The sequence below is a fragment of the Paenibacillus sp. CR_12 genome (assembly GCF_041953985.1).
Lineage (GTDB): Bacteria > Bacillota > Bacilli > Paenibacillales > Paenibacillaceae > Paenibacillus_AQ > Paenibacillus_AQ lautus_A.
Map to the genome: position 1 here is coordinate 1,476,140 of NZ_JAVFHO010000002.1, position 20,809 is coordinate 1,496,948.

A 20,809-nucleotide genomic window follows, 5' to 3' on the forward strand; every position below is an offset into this window, starting at 1 on the left:
TATACTATTAGCTAAATATTACTTTCCTCGCCTTCTGGTAGGAATATTCTTGGAATGTTATGAACCTTGTTATATGTTTCAATCCGATCGATTTCATTTTGAATATTGTTTAAATCAAAGCTGTGCGTATCTGTGTTATTTTCAATAAAGCTTTGAGGGTAGGCTCCAATATTAAACTTTCCTTGGGCCTGTCCCACCAAATAATATCCGAAGTCGTTTTTATCGGGTCTCAATCCTTTGTTACCAGTCAAGAATACCAAGACTTCTTCTCCAACATGAAATGCAGGGGCTGCTTCTTCATCGAGAATATAAATCATTTCGGCTGTTTCTCCGCCATTCACCCGTATTTCCACAGTCTGGCCAGGATCGCCTTTATATACGTTATTAACTTTAACTATTGTATCCGTAACAGGGAAGCCTTCAAAATCGCTTTGCACTTCTTGAGAAATGACAGTTCCAGAGATAACAACATCCGCTTCATTAACAAGTTGATTCTTGTCATATTGGATTACCTCTGCGTCAGAATGAACAACAACTTTGGAAGCTTCAGTTAAGACGGAGTTTCCATCATCATTTGCTTTCAATAGGTCGCTCTTCCATCTCGAAACGGAATATTGAGCTGCCTCTTTATCGGCGGTCGTTAGCGTTCTTTTATAATCCGTATTCATTGAACCAGATCCATACATTGTATCGTCATAAACAGGTGAATGCCCTACACGTAGAGAGTGACCCAATTCATGAGTCATCGTACTTTGAATATCATAATAATTCGGTTTTGGAGAATTGGCCCAGTTATGGCTGGTATTGATCCTGATGTCTGATTCAACAACTCTATTGGAAGAGTTAACATAAGGCAAATGTTCGCCGGTAAAAGAGTTGGCTCCATATGCATTTTTTGTTATGGTGTTAATATTGTTTTGACTCGGGCTACTGTCACTAGTCTCTGTAGCAGACTTGTATAAAAAGCTACCAGATGGTAATGCATTATTCCATTGATTCATTGCCGTTTGCATCTGTGTTTTGGTAGTCGCATCAAAAGTAGATTGGACGGTATAAACGACACTTGATCTTCCCTGCGTCCAAATTGTAGAGTACAGTTCATGACTGTAAGCAGCAAAAGATGTACCTGCACTGCTCATTAACATGAGTAATGAACCCGCAATAATTAAAGGTTTTTTCAATTGTTTCTTAGGCATATTGTTTCCCTCCCAATAAGACAGAAATAAGTATTAACAGACCTTCAATACTCACATTCTATATACAGCCATTCCCCTCCCTTCAAAGTGGTTAATCCCCAATTCCCTGCTTTATGTAGCATTATTATCGTGTACTTTTTTCTAGGCTGATTGATTTGCTACAGAAAAGCAAAGAGCATTACATTATTGAATGCTTTGCAGTATCCTCCCTATTATTTAGGGATTATTCTGATATAAAATAGCATTCAATATATAAACACATTTAAAAGAAAAAAGTTTTACTAATTTGTTATTTTTTTCAATAAAATCCAAATTACCTCTTGTACTATGCTTTCTTTTGACTATGTTAAAAAAACAAGATAGTGCAACTACGTAAAAGTTGCCTTCATTTCAGCTTAATCCGAAAAAACTGAATCGCTCCAACGTCTGCAAAAACTCTTCTGGACAAAAAAATAAGTATAAAAGGGACCTGTTTTTTTCTGAACATAGTTCCTTTTATACTTTCTAGAGAAATTGTTTTTTTAATTCAGTATTTAAAAATACATATTATTTAAAGATCAATCTATCGATCGTCTCCCCATCCACCTCCATCTCCCTCCCCCCATAAAACACCCTCACACTCCCACTCTCATTCCCCTTAACCCTCGCCTCAACCAGCTTCCCGTTCTCCCAGCTCATATCCACCTCAATATTCCCTTTCGCCTTCAGCCCTTTCACGCTGCCTTTCGGCCATATCGCCGGCAGTGCAGGCAGAAGATGAATCTCGCCTTCGTGGCTCTGCAGCAGCATTTCCACAATGGCGGCGGTGCCGCCGAAGTTGCCGTCAATGACAAAGATGTTGGCCTTGGCTCCGGCTACGCCGGGTTTGGAGTAGGTGAGCATGTTGTCAAAGCACAGCTCCCCGATCAGGTGGGCGATATGCTGCACGGCTTGATCTCCGTCATGCAATCGGGCATAGAAGAGCCCGAACAGCGCTGCGGTAAATTCGATATCCTCCAGGTCGGCCCGGCCGTTCCGGTTCTCCAGTGTCACTCGGGCTGCCGCAGCGAGTTCCGGCGTATGATGCGGGGTGATTTGGCTGCCGGGATACAGGGCATATAGATGCGACAGATGTCGATGCTCCGGCTGCGCCTCCTCATAGTCCTCCAGCCATTCCTGCAGCTGCCCCTTCTTACCGATCATCAGCGGAGGCAGTTGATCCAGCGCCGTCTGCCACTTCCGCTGAAGCTCCTCATCCACGCCCAGCGTCTGTGCTGCCTTCAGGCAGAACGCCAGCAGATCCCGGACCAGGACCTGATCCATGGTCGGGCCCATGGACAGCTGCTGATGCCCATCCTCCGGATGGCCGGTATAAAAGCTGTTCTCCGGCGAATTCGACGGACCTGTCACCAGCCAGCCATATTTCGGATGCATGGTCATGTAATCCATGAAAAAGGCTGCGGCCTCCTTCAGGACGGGATAAGCCAGCTCCTCCAGAAAAGCCTGATCGCGGTTGTACGCGTAGTGCTCCATCATATGCGTCGCGATCCACAATCCGCCCGTCACGTTCAGCCCCCAGGAGGTTCCCCACCCCGGTGACGCAAATCCCCAGGCATTGGAGAATACATGGGCCACCCAGCCTTCGGCATCATAATAATGGCGCGCCGCCGAGCGTCCGGCCACCGACAGCTGCTGGATATACCGCATGAGCGGCTCATGGCTCTCGCTCAGGTTCGCGGCCTCCGTCGGTAAATAGTTCATCTGGGTGTTCACATCCAGGTGATAATCGCAGCTCCAGGCCATTTTGTTGGCTTCGCCGTCATTCCATATGCCTTGCAAATGCATGGGCAGGATGGAATCTTGTCGTGACCCGCTAATCGTCAAGTACCGGCCGTATTGATAAAACAACGCAAACAACGCCGGATCGTCCCAGTTGCCCTGCTTAAACCTGCCGATCCGCTCGTCCGTAGGCAGACTGGAATGCTCGGAGCTTCCCAGATCTAAGCTTACACGGGCATACAGCGGCTGATAATCCGCCAGATGTTTGGCTCTCAGCGCGTCATATCCCAGCAGCACAGCCTGCTCCAGCTGCAACGCGCTTTTCTCACGCCAGCTCTCAAATTCTTGGCGGTAATCCGTATTCACCGCAAAATAAATCGCCGCCTCATCCGCCCCGGATACGTTTATGACGTCATCTGTGCAGCTCAACTGCCCGCCTTCCGTTACGACGCGCAGCTGGCCTTGGCAAGACACCCCGCACTCCCCATTGCTATGTACGCTTTCCAGCGCCTGTCCCTGGAATTCGATCGTATCCTTCCCAGTAACAACAGCATGAAAAGGACCATTCTCGCCTCGAATCGAAATGCGGAATGACACACCTAACGAGCCATGGCTGCAGCGAATCCGCGAAACGATGACCTGAGCGGCATGGGAAGCAAATACCTCTCGCGTCATCTCGGCTCCATCGGTCTCGCAAGAAGAACGTGCCACCGCCTCCACCAGATCCAGTTCCCGATGGAACAGCGGCTCAACTGCTGCATCTTGTCTCCCGCCCTCGGATGGCTTTCCGTTATGATCAAACTCCAGAACGACTTGGCATAGTCCCAGATTGGTGCCAAAATTCATTTTTTCCGGCTCCAGGTGCTTCTTGGCCAGTCGATCGCCTTCGCGATAATCGCCCTGGAAGAAATACTGCCGCATCTGCTCCAAATCCGCTTTGCTGCTGCTTCGCCCTTGAGCCGGCTCCGGTTGGCCGGACCAATAGGTGGTTTCGGTGATATTCCATATTTCTCTGTCAGGAGTGGATACCACCACGTTCCCCATTCGGCCATTGCCGATCGGCAGTCCTTGCGACCAGCCCTGAGCCGGTTTTGTATACCAAAGCTTCATATCTGACATGTTGTTTTCTCCTCTTCATATGATTTTCCAATATAGAGACAAGCACTACCCTTACAGCAAAAGCAAGAAATCGCGATCCCCGGATGGAGCCGAGAACCGCGATGAATTTGCAGTTGTTCATGATTAATCTATGTTTACTTGTTATGGATTAGGGACGATTTTATAAAGCTTGGATTCGGCCGCTTTTAGCGTCACATCCAGCGAAGAGCCAGACGACGTCTGAGATTGGCCGCTCCAAACATCCGTCACCGTATAGGACGCCGCCCCTTCCGAAGCGATACCGGCACGAACGAGATCCACGGTGCGCTGTGCCGCATTTTGCGTATAGTTAAACACGGCAACGTAGTGGGTTCCCTGATCGTCCAGCACGAATACGTTTGCTGCCTGCGTGCCCGTATTGCCTTCTACCGGCCGGAACGCCTTGCCCTTCATCGCCAGCCCGTTCACTTCCGGGTTGGTCAGCAGCGTTTCCATGTACTGCCGTGCCGTCGCATCCGTGACGTCATCCGAATTCAGGAAGACCGTACCGGAGATCGCGGCCGCATTGACGCGCGACTGCGCGCCTTCCATCGATCCGCCTTTGGTTAAGTGCATATAGTCCGGATCGGTATAATGGTAGATCGTTCCGTTCTGCCACCAGCCGTATGTGAGATTGTTCAGCTGGTATTCCGTGCTGCCGATGCTGCCGTCGATATCGCAGGAGATGCGGCGGCTGTGCGCATATTGGCTAGGGAACAGCGGCGCGATGGAAGCGCTGATGAACATGGAGCCGTCCAGCACTTCATTCACGTAAGCCATCCCTTGGTTATAGGCCTGGATGCCGGTTTGAACGTTGGCATCATAATGCTTGCCTTCCATTGCCCCATGGCTCAGAAAATCGATTTTGATATATTCAAAGCCCTTGCTCTTGAACTTATTCATGTAATAATCGATCCGCTGCTTCACGCCCGGATGCGTCGGATCCACGGCATAAGCGCCGTCCAGCGTCGGCAGGACGTTGCCGTCCCAATCGCGCAGCACGATATCGCCGTATTTATATTTGCCGCTCGTCCCTTCGACTTCCTGCTCCATATTGTTGCCCCAGTACACGAACGGCGAATAGTAGATGCCGGCCTTCTGTCCATTGCTGTGAATGAGCTGAACCAGATCCGTCAGCTGCTGATCCGTCATGTTATCCCAATAGGAATCGAGATTGATGTAGATATGGCCTTCATTGTTGAAGGAATGGTTCTGAATATGGTCTTTAACATAATTCGAGACCGAAACCGCCTTGTCAAAGCTTAAATCGCTGGCATACGCTCCCCAGCTGTTCCAGCCGACCGGAACGCCTTCAGGAATGTCTTCGCCAAAGGCCAACGGAGGCTGGATCGCTGCATTCACCTGGCCAAACGCCTCCATCCCGGTCCGGTAGTCCTCGAAAAATCCGACCATGATTTTCGGCGAAGCAATTTGCTTGCCCGTTACTTTTCCATGCGGGATCGTGTCCCACGTAGAGGTGGATGACGTAAATCCACCATATACGCGCAGTTTGTTCAATTTGTCATTCGAGCCGCTCCAATAGATGCCGGTCTTCCACGTGTCATGCGTCACCGATCCGATGACGAGACCGTTCCGGCTCGTATTGTCATAGATGGCCGTCAGCTCCGAGCTGACATACAGCCCGTTGTTGAGGCCGGTATTCATCGACTTCGCTTGGTATCTGGACCAAGCATCATTGTCGAAAGGAACGACGAGGACCCGGTTAGCGTCATAGCTGCCGATGTCGATGCCGCCTCTCGCTTCCATCGCGATGGGTGCTATGTTCCCCGTAGAAATTGCGGAATGATGGGAAGCGACCGTTTCCGTAAGCAGATACGGCCCGTCTTCATAGACGTAATAGATTTGGCTGAGCGATGGCATTCCCCCATCCTCATTCACGACCGTCACCTTGATGCCCTTGCCGGTGGCATCCTGGAATGGGACCACTTGATTTTTATAGAATTTATGATGTTTATAATCTGTACTTGCAACCATCCGGTCGAGCTGGATCTCGCTGTATAACCCCTTGGCAACCGGTTTGCCGTTCCAATTGTATTGCGACAATCCGGTCGAGGTGTTGTACAGCAGCTCATACGTCGGATTGGATACCTTGAAGCCGTTGGCATATTCGGTTAAGGTGATGGAGCCATAGCTCGTGGCTTTCTTTTGTTTGCCTAAATCGCCAATGCTGCCATCCGGGCCTGATCCGTTTTCGCCGGCTGAATCAAAGGTCAGCTCAATCTTGTCAAAATCGGGCGAGTATCCGCCTGCATCATCGAACAGAATCGTGTTGCTGCCCTGATTCAAGTAAATTTGAATCTGGTAGGTGCCGATCGTGTTCCAATCCGCTGTTTTCGGAAAACTGAAATTCTCCTTCTCCGCTCCGTTCACGGAGATCGAAGCCGCGCGGGAATCCCCGGAGATGTAGAACATGTTCATATTGTAGATACCGGCCTTATCGACCTGAATCCCGTTGAACGTCAGCGTGGAACCGCCGTATAGATTGCCGGCTTTTTGCCCGCCTGAACAGAAGCCGCAATCGACCGCTCCTGCATTGCCGGTAAACGTGTTCTGAGATGCCTCGGCCTCGTAGGAAAAGATGCCTCCGGCCGTTTGACTCGGCCGCTGCGGTTCTGCCGAAGCCAAGGAACTTCCTAGCCCAGACACCGCTAACAGAATCGATAAGAAGAGCATGAATGGCTTTTGGAAGAATTTGAACGGATGAATACGCACTGAACCTCTCCTCCTTTTATTGATTTCGAATTAATTTCAAGATTTTCGATTCGGCTGGCGCCAGCTCGACCACAAGCGTGCCTTCCGATTGACCTGCCGTTCCTTCCCACACATCCAGAACCGTATAAGATGCGTGCGCCTCGAGGCCGCAGCGTCCCAAGGAAACCGTCTTCAGCACGGACTCGGCCCCGTCAAAGTTAAACACGGCAATATACGTCGTTCCCGCTTCGCTCGGATGGGTCAGCACAAACGTATCCGCAGCCTGTTTCCCGAGATTCCCCTCTACGGGCACAAAGGTTCTGCCCAGTCTCGCAATCTCGATGATCGCCTCATTTCCCAGCCAGTTCTTGGCGCGCCATGCCGCTTCCTCATGCCGGAAGTCATCGCCCAGCAGCAGCACCGTTCCCGAGATCACGGACGCGGTCAGACGGCTTCGCCCTTCATGGCGGGTCGTCGAATCCTGGTTGAAGCTTTTATAGATCACGGCATGGTCCGGATCGTTAAAACGGTACAGCGTATCGTTCATCCACCACCCGTGCGTCAGCGAGTTCAGCAAATATTCCGTATCCTTGATCGTTCCGAACACATCGCAGGAAATTCTGCGGCTGTGCGCATAGGAATAAGGAAACAGCGGGGCAATCGACAGGTTGATGAAGAACGGTCTGCCGATCCGCTCCGGGGAGAGTTTATCCGTCAGATACGACAATCCGTAATTGTATGCAGCGATCCCCGTCGTAATATCCGGGTCGTAATGCTTGCCTTCCAGAGCCCCGTGAGCCATGAAATCCAGCTTGATATACTCAAATCCCTCGGAGACGAATTTATCCATGAACCAATCGATTCGCGCCAGGTTCCCGGGATGCGTAGGATCAATCGCAAGTCCGCCGTCGACATCCGGCAAAATCTCGCCATCCTGGTCGCGAAGCAGGATATCGCTATAGGTGTACTTCCCATCGGTGCCCTCCACGGGGCTGCCGAACCCAGCCGGACTTCCCCAAAACGCAAACGGTGTCCAGTATGTACCGGGTTTGTGCCCGTTCTCGCGGACCCTTTTCAAGGCATCCTCCATCTCGGCAGGCGTCAGGCGATCCCAGAACGCATCGAAATTCATGTACAGGGTATCCTCGTTGTGAAAGCCCTGCGGCTGAACCTCCCGCTTCAGAAAATCGCTCGTCGCCACATAGAGATCGTAATCCAGTGTGCTCATGGCGGCCGACCAGCTGTTCCAGCCGATCGGGACGCCGCCGTCCCAGCTCAGAGCAGGCGCTATCTTCGCATTCGCTTCCCCATACGCTTCGAGTCCTGTCCGGTAATCGTCGTAATCCCCTACCATAACCAGCGGCGATGCGACGCGAGTTCCTCTTACGTAGCCATGCGGCTGGGAATCTCGGGTCATGATGTCGGCCGCGCCAGCGTACAGTTCCAGTTCATCCAGCTTGCCAGCGGTTTCCCCTTTCACGCGAATGCCGGTCTTCCACACGTCATGACTGATCGATCCCAGGATCAATCCATTGCGGCTATCCAGCTGGAACAAGGCCGTCACTTCGTAGCTTTCCGTCTCCAGCGGGGCCGTCTCCGTCAGGTAGCGCACCCATTTGTCATTGTCATACGGCACGCGCAGCACATGCAGCGCTTCTCCCGGAACCGTCTCGCTCCCTCTCGATACGCTATCGGTTTTCACCACCGCGATGCGGTTTACCTTTAAGTCCTCTTGACCGACAATGACGACTCTTGTGATGAAAGATGAAGTTCCCTCATAGACGTAAAAATGCTGTTCCAGGCCTGGGAGCAGATCGGATTCATGCTTAATCACGGCATGGATTCCCGTACCGAACGGATCTTGGATCTTCTCCGGCTGTCCCATCATATAGTGGCGGTCGTAATGTCCCGTATGGTATTCCCGGCCCTGCCATCGAAAGCCGCTTCGTACTTCTTGCAGAGCGAATCCCCTGCTGCCTGCGTAGGCGTAACCGCCTTTTTCCAAATCCACCTCAATGGCCACCAGGCCATTCGCCAAGCGAATGTGAGTTTCTGCATTCACCCCCACGTTCACCGCCGTATCGCTGCTTCCTAACATCTGTGGATTGCCTCCTTCTGCGTGCATCTATGCTGCATTCAGGCCGTTATCGCATCAAGCGCCTTTTACAGCTTGCTACCATTATAGAAGCGAGGGTAAAGCGCTTACTATACAACGATCTTCCGATCCATATCGGGATATAACGCATCTGGAGCGACCCATTTGTTAAAATGCAATATGGCCACTTTCCGCCGATTGCTGACAATAACCCGTTCAGAAAAAAAAGGTTATCGCAGGGCGACTTAGCACCCCGGATAACCTGTTTCCGTATGGATTTTGATAGAGAGAACATCAAATTGCATTCCAATCACGCGCCGAAGCAGAGAACAGTTATGGATTCTCTGCATAAAAATCATAACTGACCTGCCATGCGAACTTCTCTCCTTGCTTTAGTTCCGGTGTCGTCCCTTTGATCTGCAAGAAATAGGTCTTGCCATATTCCTGCGTGAAGATGACAGGCATATGGTCAGCGAGATTTGCCAAAGCTCCTAGCCCATATTGTCGATCCAGTCTTACACGCAGTTTGTGCTGGAACCCACCCTGATCGCTAGAGCTAAGTAGATAGCTGTCGACTTTCGGTTTCACGGCTTTCGCGCCCGAATCGCTATATATATTCGCAGGGCTTGAAGCAACTTCCTGATCGCCTGCGAAGTAGCGAACCGTTTCGTTCCATGCGCCATTCACCGACTGAAGTCCGTAATACGTATCGAACGTGATGTCTTCCAGCGCCTCGATTTCATTATGGACCTGTATATGGCCGTTCGAGATCTCGTACGTAACGGTCTCCTTAAGCACAGGTCTTCCGGAACCATCCGCCTCTTTCGTGTTATAGGCTTGGATCAGATTGACCACTTCGATCTTCGTATAAACGCTCGCCGTCACGGTGCCGTCAGCTACTTCCACACCGTCCGCCCAAACGCGGAACGAATCCGTCGTTCCCGTAGGCGAACTGGTGCTGCCGCCATCATAGTTGTGGTTGCCTCCCGTGAAATCCCAAGCATTTCCGTTTCCGTTCGCATTCGCTCTAACCACGTAGGGCCCAATCCAGTCCGATACATCCGCCTGAAGAAGCGTCGATGGACGAGACATATCCGGATTCACAGTCGTTCCCGTATTCTCGGCCAGTCGCCACTCCTTAAGACCTTCCAGCTTATTCGCACCAAAACGGTCGAATACGATCCACATATCGCTTTGGTCATTGTATTTGTGAGCAATCGTAATTTCGGTGCCGCATTTCACGACTTATTGCGTCGCATCCGAAGCCACGGGACCTTCCGGCTGTTTAGAGCAAGGTTTTGGCTTCGCATACGTCCCTTTCACGAACTGAACCATGAGGTCGTAATTCTGACGAACCATCGGGTCCGTACTCTTGGCACTGCGGAGTAATGAAGCCGTACGGCCTTGATCGAATGCCAACAATGCTTGACTCATATAGCCATAGTCAATGCCTCCGTTCAGCAAATCGACGTATCGTGCCTGCTTATCAGTGTCGGTATTGATCTGTTCATCGAACTCCAGCTCGATTCCCATCTGATATTGCTTCGCTAAGACCGCGGCATCCTCTACTCGCTGCGGAATAGCGGAAGCGTAAGCGCCCGACTCTAGCAGCGCGGCGTCAAACCCCAAATACCTCTAATCATAATTCCGGTTGCCTTGGAAGCTTGGAATCCAGTAGAAGTTCATATCCTGCTTATGCACTTGCTTACTCGTTGCCTGGATTACATTCGTTTCGTTCAGATCGGTCATGCTAATGCCTTTGCCGCCCCAATAGATGCCGTTCAGCTTCAGATTTGAGTACTTCTCTTCCTTCCAACGCTGCTTGAGCTGCTGAATCCACCAGGTAACCGCCTTTTGCTTATTGGCGGAAGCCGCTTCGGCGCCAATGGCGGTGGAATTAAAATTCTCAGTCACACCATCGCCATCCACATCGCCGAAATCCGTCACGGTATCACCCGGGTTCGGCATCATCAACACGACGTTCACCTTATGACCCCGTTCTCCCAGTTTCCTGCCCGCTTCGGTCACCGCTTCGTTCAACTGCTGCAGATCGCCCTGATCCGCGAACATCTGGTCTAAATAACCCTTCCAATCGCCGAAGGTAGCAGTTCCTTTCGTGAAATCCTGTCCACTCGGTGACAACACGCTGTGGAACAGCACCCCCTCGAACAACCAATCCTCCGGTTCACCTTGTTCATTCACGTAACTGACGTAAGGGATTAGGTTATCTTTCGTCCACCTATCAGCCCCACTCGGACCATTCTCGTTATTCAATAGCACGAGATTACGCATTCCGCCTGTTGCTTTCCCAGGTTCGTGATATGCAAGCCGATCCGCAGATACCTGCTTGGCTTTGTTCAATTTGCCATCCGTCCCCCAGATCTCGATCTCATCCAAAAACACGAACACATCGGTGGTAAATGTAACTTTGACATATTGGGCATAGGCCATTGTCGCATTGGGGTGATGCTGAACCAACCCATCCTCGCTGCCGTCCCAGATATAGTTTTGAGCGCCTGCCGGAACTTCTGCCCATCTCACTTCACGGCTAGGGATGTGCGCGAGGGTTCCCCACTGCGAGCCATCGTTGGACGCATACATGGACACCGTGTTCGGATAGGCAATTCCGACCGAAGAATCTTGGAGGAAATGCGCTTGAATCCGAGCGATCGATTTCTTCTCCCCTAGGTCGAAGATGACGCTGCGCGTGGACTTGCGGAGATGTCCTGTCCATGCCGGATCCGTGAAGAGCGTCGAACCGTACTTCCCGTCCGTTAACTTATTCCCCGCATCCCCATAGCTTGGTTCCGGCTGCTCCGACCATGTGTACCCGATACCTGCAGCGAGGTTTCGCAATTCAGGCTGGTCTTTGGCCGCCTCGGCTGTCGGCAGCCATAACAGTACTATCCATATTGCAATAACTGCGGCAATCCCTTGCCTTCTGTTTCGTTTCATTCATTTCCCTCCCGACTTGGATACTGGTTCATGAATGCGGTTTCATATGTGACTTGGTAATACTGTGCCATACATAGCGTAATTCCCACCATCAGCCATTTGAACCAAATGGAAATTTTGGATTGCCGTCGAATCGTGTGGTTTTATGTGCATGATTGCGGATTAAAAAAGGACACCTGCTATAGGCGCCCTTCGTCAGACCTATTCATACCTAAAGTTACCTAGCCGTTATTCTTGACATAAGAAGACCAACCTTGCGGAATGACCCACGATAGCCACTGATCTAAAGCATTGCTAACTCATCGAAAGATCACGCCAATCACCTTCGCCACGACCACGCACTCCATGACGAAGATCAGTAAACAACAAAAATAGAAAACGGACAGCTTGAGCTCCCCGAACTGATCCTTCCAAAAACGTCTGCGGAACAAGGAGATAATATCCGGCGTTAACGAATACTTCACCGACTGCTTCAGATCATCCACGTCATCGAATATCCGTCTAAAGATCCACTTATAGATCGGAATATTCAGGATGAACAACGCGACATAGATTAGAAGCTCCACGTGGCCGCGTCACCTCCTAGTTAAACATGCTTCCACCAGACCCCCGCGCACTCCGGCACCGTTGACCATTGGTTCGCTATGATCTTGTCCGTTAACTCTTCACCGAAAAAGAAGCCTGTGTTTAGCAATGCCTCCTCTACCGTATCAAAAACATAATCGGTCCGAATCCACTGATGGCTGAACCCGTATTGCTGCTCCAATTGAGCGTAATAACCGGTTAGGAAGTCGGGAGGATTCGGCGTCTCCGTTCCGGTTCCCATCGTTTCCAGTATCAAGATCGTCCCCCCGGGTCTCAAAACTCGATGCAGCTCCGACATCACAAGTTCAAGATTCTCACGCCATTCCTCGTGGCTGGAATCGGCCAGATAACTAATGCTCCAGCCCGATACAATCAGATCTACACTCGATGAAGCAACCGGGAGATTGCGATGATCAGCAACCATGGTGGTCCAATTGCGAGCATCTAAAGCTTCAGAGCATTTATCGTCCAAAATATCAAGCATGGGTTGCGATATGTCGGTACAGATCAATGATCTAGCGTCGGCGGCAAGCAGCATGGATAATCGGCCTGATCCTGCCCCCAAATCAAGGACATCCAGTCCTTCGTACGGTTTGACCCTGTGGATAAGTCCAGATAAAACAGGCTGTCTGCTAACCATGGCCTCATAGGCTTGAGCCTGCTTGTCGTAAATTTCATCAATAGACACAATTTGTCCCCCTATCCAGCCCGCTTACGGAATTAATTCTCCGCGGATGTTCCTTGTCTTCTGTTCATGATGTGCTGTATCAGTTTGTACATGAAGCACAGCAGCAGCGAGAAGGCAATCATCATGAAATACGTGTTCCAATTGAAAAATTGATTGTTCATATGTATCGAAAGGAGTCCGCCGGACGTTATCGATTCGATGTGATCCCAGTCCGTTTGGCCCCACCTCAATTGGAAAGCCTCGGCTAGGATTTCTCTATAGATTTCGAGTCGATGAAGCTGATATGCATAACCCGCTGTGATATAGCCAGCCAGAGCTAAGATCACGAGGCTTAACCAGCTGAGAGGCATCTTCAGGTCTTTAAAAATACGAATCCATTGATAGACCAACATAAGAAAAAGAATGCTTAAAGGGATGAGCAGCAGGATGGCAGGATTGCCGTTTCCGGAGCTGCTGCCAGGTCGAGGCGTCATCATATTGCCGAATAGAACCACGCCTAGCAAGGCAAGCGCAATGATGATTAAAGCGGCAAAACGTCTCATTTTCATATCGGCACACCTCGCTCAAGCTTCCTTGCAAAAGCCTATAATCTCTTCATGAACGAGCTCCGGCATCTCATGGTTAATGGCGTGACCCGCCCCGTTAACGATGCGGTAGCGCATCCCGTTCGTCTCCAATCTGGCAACCGCTTTCGGATAATGACTAAGCAAATCCCGCTCGCCAATAACGAACATGGACTTGCTGCGAATAGCCTGAATGTCGGCAGGCGAATGGATCGTAATCGCATGCTTCATCATGGAGCGATTGTTGAAGTACTTCAGCAAGTAGAACCAGTGCTGCATAAGCTCCGGGTTGTTCTCAAATGCATCTGCATGGGTACCGCACAGCTTACGAAGCAATGAACGCACATTCCGTTCCGAAGGGAATAAGGCTTCCGGCAGAAAAGCCCGCATCATTTTGCTCATCACTTCAAACTGGCTTCCGGCAATGCTTCCAGCCAAACATACAATCTTGTTCACACGATCCGGTCTGACGATGGCGTAATGATAGGCCAGATAAGCTCCGTAGGATACGCCCGCGATATAGACAGCGTCCACGTTCATTGCCTCAAGGACCTCGTCCAACCATGTTGCCTGATTGAATTCGCGAGCATACTTGTCGTTCGGCTCGCTCTTCCCGGACCCTCCGATATTATCCACCGCGATGATATGAAAGTTACGGGATAGCTCCTCCACGTTATATATCCACATCATGGCGACGTTATCGCCCGTTCCATGCAGTAGCAGCAGCGGAGGAAGATCCGAAGAACCTACTGTTATAACGTGGGTCATACCGTAGGAAGTAGAAATATTATGCTGCTCATACGGTACCGTCCACGCTGACAGCAGGCGGTCGTAGGATGCATAGACGAGCTTTTGTCCATGATTGCTTTTGAATCGCTTCAATACCTGCACCTCCAATGACATAAACTTTATCTTATGCACTTGCCTTCATGGTGTTCGGCATAGATAGGAATCAATTGTTCCAGCTTACGTATGGTCCTATATGGCTTCACGTCCAAAGAGTCGTCCCATCTCCCGTCTCTTGTATACCAGATGGCTTTGATACCGCATTGTGCGGCCCCGATTACATCGTTATGCGGATGGTCTCCGACGTACCATGTCTCTGATGGCATCGCGTGAAGTCGGCTCAGAGCTCTCGTAAAGATTGCCGGATCCGGCTTTTTGACGCCAGCCTCTTCGGAGATCACGATAGAATCGAAGTATTCGCGAATCCCCAGCTGATGGATCTTGCCCTCTTGGACTTGAACGGTTCCATTGGTGATAATGCCAAGCTTAAGTCCCCAAGTCTTCAACTCGCGCAGGACGGAAACCAGCTGATCCATCGGCTGGATACAACTGGCGATTTCCCCTCTGAAAAATGACAGGTATTCATCCGCCTTCGGGGGATTCACCCACGGAAGCTGCTCGACCAGCATCTCATATACTTCGCGCTTATCCCGATAGCCGTTATGATCCGCTTCCTTGAATCGATTGGCTATCATCATTTGGGCAGCTTCATCGGAGTCGGGAAAGTACCTGGCAATCAATCGCTTGATGAACGTGTTAATCGCTGCCCTTCTGTCCGTTAATGTCTCATCCAGATCGAAGATGATCGATTTTACTGTCATAGGCGCCTGCTTTCTATTAAAAATGGGCTCTCTCTCCATTTCCCTTGATGAAGATAGGTTCCGGATATTTCAAAGCCGTCTGTGGCCGCTGATCCTCCGGATAGAACGCCAGCTCCGCAAACTCGTCATTCTCCGGGTCCAGCTCACCGCTCACAACGCTGCACTCGAACACAATGGTCAGGTACTCCACTTGGTGCCCATTGCTGTATGTATATCGGCGTTCTTTTCCGCCATACACCCCAATGATTCGCTCAGGATTGATATCAAGCCCCGTCTCTTCCTTCGCCTCGCGAATCATCGCCTCCGCCGGCGACTCACCCAGCTCGATGGCACCTGCTACAAGGCCCCATAATTCTTCCTGATGCTTTCTTCCGAACAAAATATCATCCTGATCATTTCGGATAATGCCTGCAACGGACGGCATGAATATCAGCTGATCTCCGATCTTGTCTCTCAAATCTTTATAGTAATCCGACATTCCCATGGCTTTACGCTCCTTTGGTTTTGTTCTTCATGCTGACATGGAAGGCTTGGAATCTACCTTCTTCTGCCTGGATCTCCAGCTCAAATGGGCTCACTCCTTATGTAACTTCACAGTTTCGAGGTTCGCTATGGATCTAATCTGTGCGATATGATGCTGGTTGTGCCATACGAATCGCTGCAAGGCGATGTCCAGGGTAAAGCTGCCGAGCACTTGGGTTCTCATGGTTCTTTTGAAATCCTCGGGATGTAGATCCTTAAGCAGGATAAGAAAACGAAAATGGAGTGTTTCCAGAAGCGAGAGCGAGTTCTCCACGGGAACTTCCGTGTAATCGCTCAGCTCAGCCCATAAATCCTCCCGGTACGAGCTTGCCAGCGGCTCATCCTCGGTCAATGCCCGTTTGAATCGCAAGTAAGCGTTCATGTCGTTATCGGCGAGGTGGTGCACGATTTGCTGAATGCTCCAGCCACCTTCACGGTATGGCATGTGCAGCTGGGAAAGAGGACACTTCATGATGATTTGCCGAAGCGTCGGTACGATTGAAGGGATCTGCTGCATAAACTTCTGTCTGTCCTCCAAAGTTGGCTCCACCAATGGCTCAAAGGAGCCCAGGGGATAACGGATGCTGACCACCACTTCCTTACCTCCTCAATACATCATCGTACCCTTCATATGTTTCTAGTCGCAGATAGATCGAATAAACAATACACCGGATAATACGGAAAGCAGCATGTGTATTTCCGGTTTCCCGAACATCTCAATAACAAACAGCCTTCCAAGTCCAAACCACTCGATCCAATAAACACCAGGAATAAAGATGATAACTGTAAGTATAGCAGCGGGCAATAACAGCCACCTTAATCGAACTTGCCCCTGAATTAAACTACCCAGTGCTCTCCACTCTATTAAAACTCCGAACAGGAATCCGTATAAACTCATCTTTAATAACGAGAATTGCTGGGGAGATAAATCTGTATAGGCCCTTTGAATTTCATTATGAGTTTCTGTCATCAGGTAGAGCAGCATGACCATACCGATCACAACAAATCCGCCAAAAGCCATTTTTTTAGGTTGGATCATCCCTCTTTCGCTCCTTTATTCGAAAAAATAATACGAAATATCCGCTAAGAATTATGATTATGCGATGCCCCCGAAGTTAGAAGCGTTAAGACGGATGAAACAGCGCAAGCGGGTGCTGTACGCCTTTTTCGAGGCTCTCCACAATCCGCCTCATAACTTCGGCATCCCGGAATATCATGCTGTCATCCGCGAAGATATCAGGCAGCGTGACCCAGCGGCAATCCTTGATCTCGTCAGCTCCCAACTCAAGCGATCCCCCCGTCACGATTCCGGTAAAATGAAACATGACGATATGGTAATTCAAACTGCTGATGAACTGATAAACCCCTGTTGTGCCCGTCAGTTGTACTTCATACCCTGTTTCTTCCTTCACTTCTCTAATAGCCGCCTCAAACATCGTTTCCCCAGGCTCGATGCGCCCTCCCGGGAAGTTCCAGGTATCCCGAACCGAAGGTTTATTTTCTTGGATAATAAACACTTGATCTCCCTGTACGAGGGTAACGCTGACCACAAGCACGATCCCATTTTCCGTCATATCCACAATCCTTTGCACATGATCTACATAAACAGAACCCGCCTTTGGCGTTAACCACGAGGAGGGTTCTTGGATGAAATATCTGGTAACTCCCCTTATTCTACCGTTAACGCACATAACACGCAATCGAACGACGTTGTTGAGCCTTCAACTCGAATGCCTCTCCTTCCCAAGCATTTGGCCCACCGCTGCTAGAAGTCTTTTTTAAAGATAGAGTCACGCGTCGGGTCAAGCTAATAAGGCAGAGAGTATATTATTGAATACTGAATGCTCCAGAACATCGCCCCATGATCATGATGTCAAATTCTCCGGTTACCCTTCTGAATGCCAGTATTGCAAGAAGCAAGCATGTTCTACAGAACATTCCCATCGGAGATTTTTCTACCTATTTATTTTCTTCGAAATAAGGAAACTACGATAAATTGGAGGTTGAGCGATGTCCGGGTATGTAAATATTGATGTCCCGATCGAACTGCTGTTCACGGATCTGATTACGGAGGAAAGAAAAAAAGATATTCCCAACTACACCGATAGCTGGTACGAACATCATAAGCTTTCCGCTGATATGCCGATCATGCGTTTTGATTCGCACAAGAGCCTGTACCGATATTTCATGAACGAACAAGCCAGCCCGTCCAAGTACCTGGATTGGTATAAGAAGATCTTTCTCACCAGGGGAATCGACCCGCCTTTACAGGATGAAGAGGTCCTCTCCTTTAGGAAAAATCAGTATCACATGATGAAGGTGGATCTGTCGTCCAATAGCGCTTTTTTTCACCAAGACCCGCCTTTGGTGAAATTTAATCGCGCAGGAGGTTATTTTAACCTGAGGGACGGACATCACAGGTCGACTTTTTTGTATTGCCAAGGTAAACGGAGCATGAAAGTCAAAATGTCCAGCGAAGATTATATGGACTGGATGAATATCGAAGGGCTGTCAGAGGTTGCCGATTCTTTTCAGAGATATAAACGGAGCCTTATTTATACCCCCATACTGCACCCTTCCTATCTTCATTTGAAGAGCGAGCGCGATCAAGCCTATCCGACAAGACTTGATGTCATTATGGATTTCTTGGGTACACGTTCTCTTCTCGGCACGAAAGTGATCGATATCGGCTGCAATATCGGATATTACGCGCGGCATTTCTCCCGCCAAGGTGCGCACGTGACCGGACTGGAGCCGCTGGCTGAGCATTATGATCTGGCTTTGCGGCTGAATCGGCTGGAAAGGGTGAACTTTGACCTTCTTCCGGACCGCTTCGAATCTTCATCAAGACTTCAGCGGTATGAGATCGGCCTCCTGTTAACCGTTTTTTATCATCATATGGGAGACCAAGATATCCGTAACGCTTTTATGCGGAAAATCAATCAATGCATTACCGATATGCTCTTCTGGGAATCAGGCGGCGAGCCGGAAACGGAAAAAGCGTTGCTGCTGCAAAATACGCATTTCACCCGGTATGTAAAGCTGGCGGCCACATCGGGCACAGGGAAAGTAAGGGAACTCGGTGTATTCTTAAAAACCTGAAATGGGTGGTTACAAAAAACTCGGGAGCCTGTGCTTCTTGAGGCGTTATTTACGTTCATGACGGTATTGAGGTCAAAGGGGCCTGCAGGACAATGGCCTTCTTGGCCTCATTCTTGTTCCCTACCACTGCGGAGCCGGAAACAACCGGAGAGGCGGAGCTAGGTTTACATATTACAAACAGCCTGATGGACTTCCATGGATCAACCCGCGAGGGATCACAGGTGGCTTTCCAAAGAATAACCAAAACAACAGCAAAAACCTAAAAAAATGTAAATACGCAGCCCGCTAAAAATACGATATGATATGGGCAAATCAGGAAGGGAGGACAAGTGACCTGCTTAGCATCCATTAGGAATATATTCTTGCACATGACAAAGGAGGAATTTTTATGAGAATCCCCAAAATCACCAGCCTGTTCATGATGCTTACATTTCTGACGACGGCATCGCTATCCGCTTCCGGCGAAATGGGAAGCACCGCGGAAGCATCGTCGGGTCCTTTAAAGGTTATGAGCTTCAACCTGCGGTATGCCGCCAATGACAGTCAGCCATGGGAGAAACGCCGCCCAGTCACCAGAAACCTCATCCTGGAGCATCAACCGGACGTCATTGGAACGCAGGAAGGACTTCACCGGCAAATCGTGGATCTGGAGAATGATCTGCCGGGATATGATCGGATCGGAGTCGGACGTGAAGGCGGGAGCCTAGGGGAATATATGGCGATTTTTTATAATACGGAACGGCTGAGGCCACTGGAGCAGTCTCACTTTTGGCTGTCCGATACGCCCCAGACGATCAGCTCGGCCAGCTGGGGCAACCAAATTCCGCGGATGGCAACCTGGGTTCGCTTTCAGGATCTTCGAAACGGCAAAACCTTCTATATGGTGAACACGCATCTGGATCATCAATCCGAGGTTTCCCGGCAGAAGAGTGCGGCACTTATCGTTGATAAGATGAAGGCATTTGACCCGGATATCCCCGTTGTAATCACCGGCGATTTCAACACGCTTCCGGGGAGCGATACGTATTCGATTTTTACAAGCAACGGGTTGTCGGATGCGCATGTCACGGCCAAGAAGCGAACCAACGATGATCTGGGAACCTTCCATAACTACAAGGACCCTACGGGCGGCGGCAGCGGAAACCGGATCGACTGGATTCTGCACGGCCAAGGTTGGAATGTCCTGCACAGCGAGATTATCAACTACAAGGAAGACGACCAATACCCTAGCGATCATTATCCCGTCATGATGGAGGGCACCCTGCAACAATCCAACAAAACCACCGGAGAAACGGTGCCCAAGCAGCCCTTGACCACGGCTCTGCATATCACCGAAGTGGTCGCCAACTCGAACGAGCAAGGGAATTACAATTATGTGGAGATCTATAACCCCACGAACCGGGAAATCGACCTGGAAGGGTATCAAATCTACTATTATTACGACCCTGCCCTTCCGTTCGACAAATCCAAGTCCAACCGCTGGACCATTACGAAGGATCGCTACAGCACCAACACCCTTATCGGCCCGAATGAAACCAAGGTGGTCTGGATCAAGAAGCAGCCTTGCTGTTATGACCTGAGCTTGGAGCAGTTCCTTGCCAACTATCATGCCGATGGGGATGAGCTCTTACCGTCTCAGATGCTTGCCGTCTTCACGCCGGGCAACAATCAGGGCCTGAACGGAACCTCCACCAGCGGACGTTCCTTGGGTATTTCATCGCCATCCGGCACGCATCTCGTAGGGGTCCAGTTTAATAACGGACAGCTGGATGCCGGTGTGAACGAATCGATCACCTATCAGGAGCCTGCGCCGCTGATGAGCATTATGCAGAAAAAAGACACATTTCAGCGCCCTTCCCCTGGTCAGCCGTAAGCTTCATACTCCAAAA

At 50.0% G+C, this 20,809-nt stretch carries 16 protein-coding genes and 1 pseudogene; 2 read left to right on the top strand and 15 right to left on the bottom strand.

Going from position 1 to position 20,809, the window contains the following annotated elements; translation table 11 throughout:
* Positions 1 to 11: 11 nt before the first annotated feature.
* From RB297_RS10515 to RB297_RS10585, 15 genes and pseudogenes are all read right to left on the bottom strand, one after another.
* Positions 12 to 1,196 (bottom strand): matrixin family metalloprotease, encoded by a 1,185-nt coding sequence (locus RB297_RS10515; protein WP_213579268.1) that lies wholly within the window; start codon positions 1,194 to 1,196, stop codon positions 12 to 14.
* Between the two features lie 546 nt (positions 1,197 to 1,742).
* Entirely contained in the window at positions 1,743 to 4,073 is a 2,331-nt protein-coding gene (locus RB297_RS10520) for a glycoside hydrolase family 95 protein (RefSeq protein WP_375120388.1), read from the bottom strand.
* A gap of 141 nt (positions 4,074 to 4,214) precedes the next feature.
* Positions 4,215 to 6,824 (bottom strand): carbohydrate-binding protein, encoded by a 2,610-nt coding sequence (locus RB297_RS10525; RefSeq protein ID WP_375120389.1) that lies wholly within the window; start codon positions 6,822 to 6,824, stop codon positions 4,215 to 4,217.
* Between the two features lie 16 nt (positions 6,825 to 6,840).
* Complete coding sequence (locus tag RB297_RS10530; RefSeq protein ID WP_375120390.1) at positions 6,841 to 8,901, bottom strand: alpha-galactosidase; 2,061 nt, start codon at positions 8,899 to 8,901, stop codon at positions 6,841 to 6,843.
* 330 nt (positions 8,902 to 9,231) lie between these two features.
* Positions 9,232 to 10,140 (bottom strand): hypothetical protein, encoded by a 909-nt coding sequence (locus tag RB297_RS10535; protein WP_375120391.1) that lies wholly within the window; start codon positions 10,138 to 10,140, stop codon positions 9,232 to 9,234.
* A 3-nt stretch (positions 10,141 to 10,143) separates the two neighbouring features.
* Positions 10,144 to 11,853: pseudogene (locus RB297_RS10540) on the bottom strand (DUF4855 domain-containing protein).
* Positions 11,854 to 12,152: 299 nt separating this feature from the next.
* A complete protein-coding gene (locus RB297_RS10545; protein ID WP_096775901.1) occupies positions 12,153 to 12,419 on the bottom strand; it encodes a hypothetical protein in 267 nt (88 codons plus the stop codon).
* A 20-nt stretch (positions 12,420 to 12,439) separates the two neighbouring features.
* Positions 12,440 to 13,126, bottom strand: coding sequence for a class I SAM-dependent methyltransferase (locus tag RB297_RS10550; RefSeq protein ID WP_375120392.1), 687 nt, complete (start codon positions 13,124 to 13,126; stop codon positions 12,440 to 12,442).
* A 32-nt stretch (positions 13,127 to 13,158) separates the two neighbouring features.
* The gene (locus RB297_RS10555; protein WP_096775903.1) at positions 13,159 to 13,674 is read right to left on the bottom strand and encodes a hypothetical protein; all 516 of its coding nucleotides are present in this window, start codon (positions 13,672 to 13,674) and stop codon (positions 13,159 to 13,161) included.
* A gap of 15 nt (positions 13,675 to 13,689) precedes the next feature.
* A complete protein-coding gene (locus tag RB297_RS10560) occupies positions 13,690 to 14,571 on the bottom strand; it encodes an alpha/beta fold hydrolase (RefSeq protein WP_096775904.1) in 882 nt (293 codons plus the stop codon).
* A 26-nt stretch (positions 14,572 to 14,597) separates the two neighbouring features.
* Positions 14,598 to 15,296, bottom strand: a complete 699-nt coding sequence (locus RB297_RS10565; RefSeq protein WP_375120393.1) for an HAD family hydrolase — start codon at positions 15,294 to 15,296, stop codon at positions 14,598 to 14,600.
* 16 nt (positions 15,297 to 15,312) lie between these two features.
* Entirely contained in the window at positions 15,313 to 15,780 is a 468-nt protein-coding gene (locus RB297_RS10570; protein WP_096775906.1) for an NUDIX domain-containing protein, read from the bottom strand.
* Between the two features lie 90 nt (positions 15,781 to 15,870).
* The gene (locus RB297_RS10575; RefSeq protein WP_015736525.1) at positions 15,871 to 16,413 is read right to left on the bottom strand and encodes a YfiT family bacillithiol transferase; all 543 of its coding nucleotides are present in this window, start codon (positions 16,411 to 16,413) and stop codon (positions 15,871 to 15,873) included.
* A 42-nt stretch (positions 16,414 to 16,455) separates the two neighbouring features.
* Complete coding sequence (locus RB297_RS10580; protein ID WP_192571159.1) at positions 16,456 to 16,857, bottom strand: hypothetical protein; 402 nt, start codon at positions 16,855 to 16,857, stop codon at positions 16,456 to 16,458.
* Between the two features lie 85 nt (positions 16,858 to 16,942).
* Positions 16,943 to 17,392: an NUDIX domain-containing protein gene (locus tag RB297_RS10585; RefSeq protein ID WP_375120394.1), complete on the bottom strand. Its 450-nt coding sequence runs from the start codon at positions 17,390 to 17,392 to the stop codon at positions 16,943 to 16,945.
* 436 nt (positions 17,393 to 17,828) lie between these two features.
* Here RB297_RS10585 and RB297_RS10590 point away from each other — a divergent pair, with 436 nt between their 5' ends.
* Together RB297_RS10590 and RB297_RS10595 are read left to right on the top strand one after the other, a co-directional pair.
* Complete coding sequence (locus tag RB297_RS10590; protein WP_375120395.1) at positions 17,829 to 18,920, top strand: class I SAM-dependent methyltransferase; 1,092 nt, start codon at positions 17,829 to 17,831, stop codon at positions 18,918 to 18,920.
* Between the two features lie 388 nt (positions 18,921 to 19,308).
* A complete protein-coding gene (locus RB297_RS10595; RefSeq protein ID WP_096775911.1) occupies positions 19,309 to 20,793 on the top strand; it encodes an endonuclease/exonuclease/phosphatase family protein in 1,485 nt (494 codons plus the stop codon).
* Positions 20,794 to 20,809: the final 16 nt, after the last annotated feature.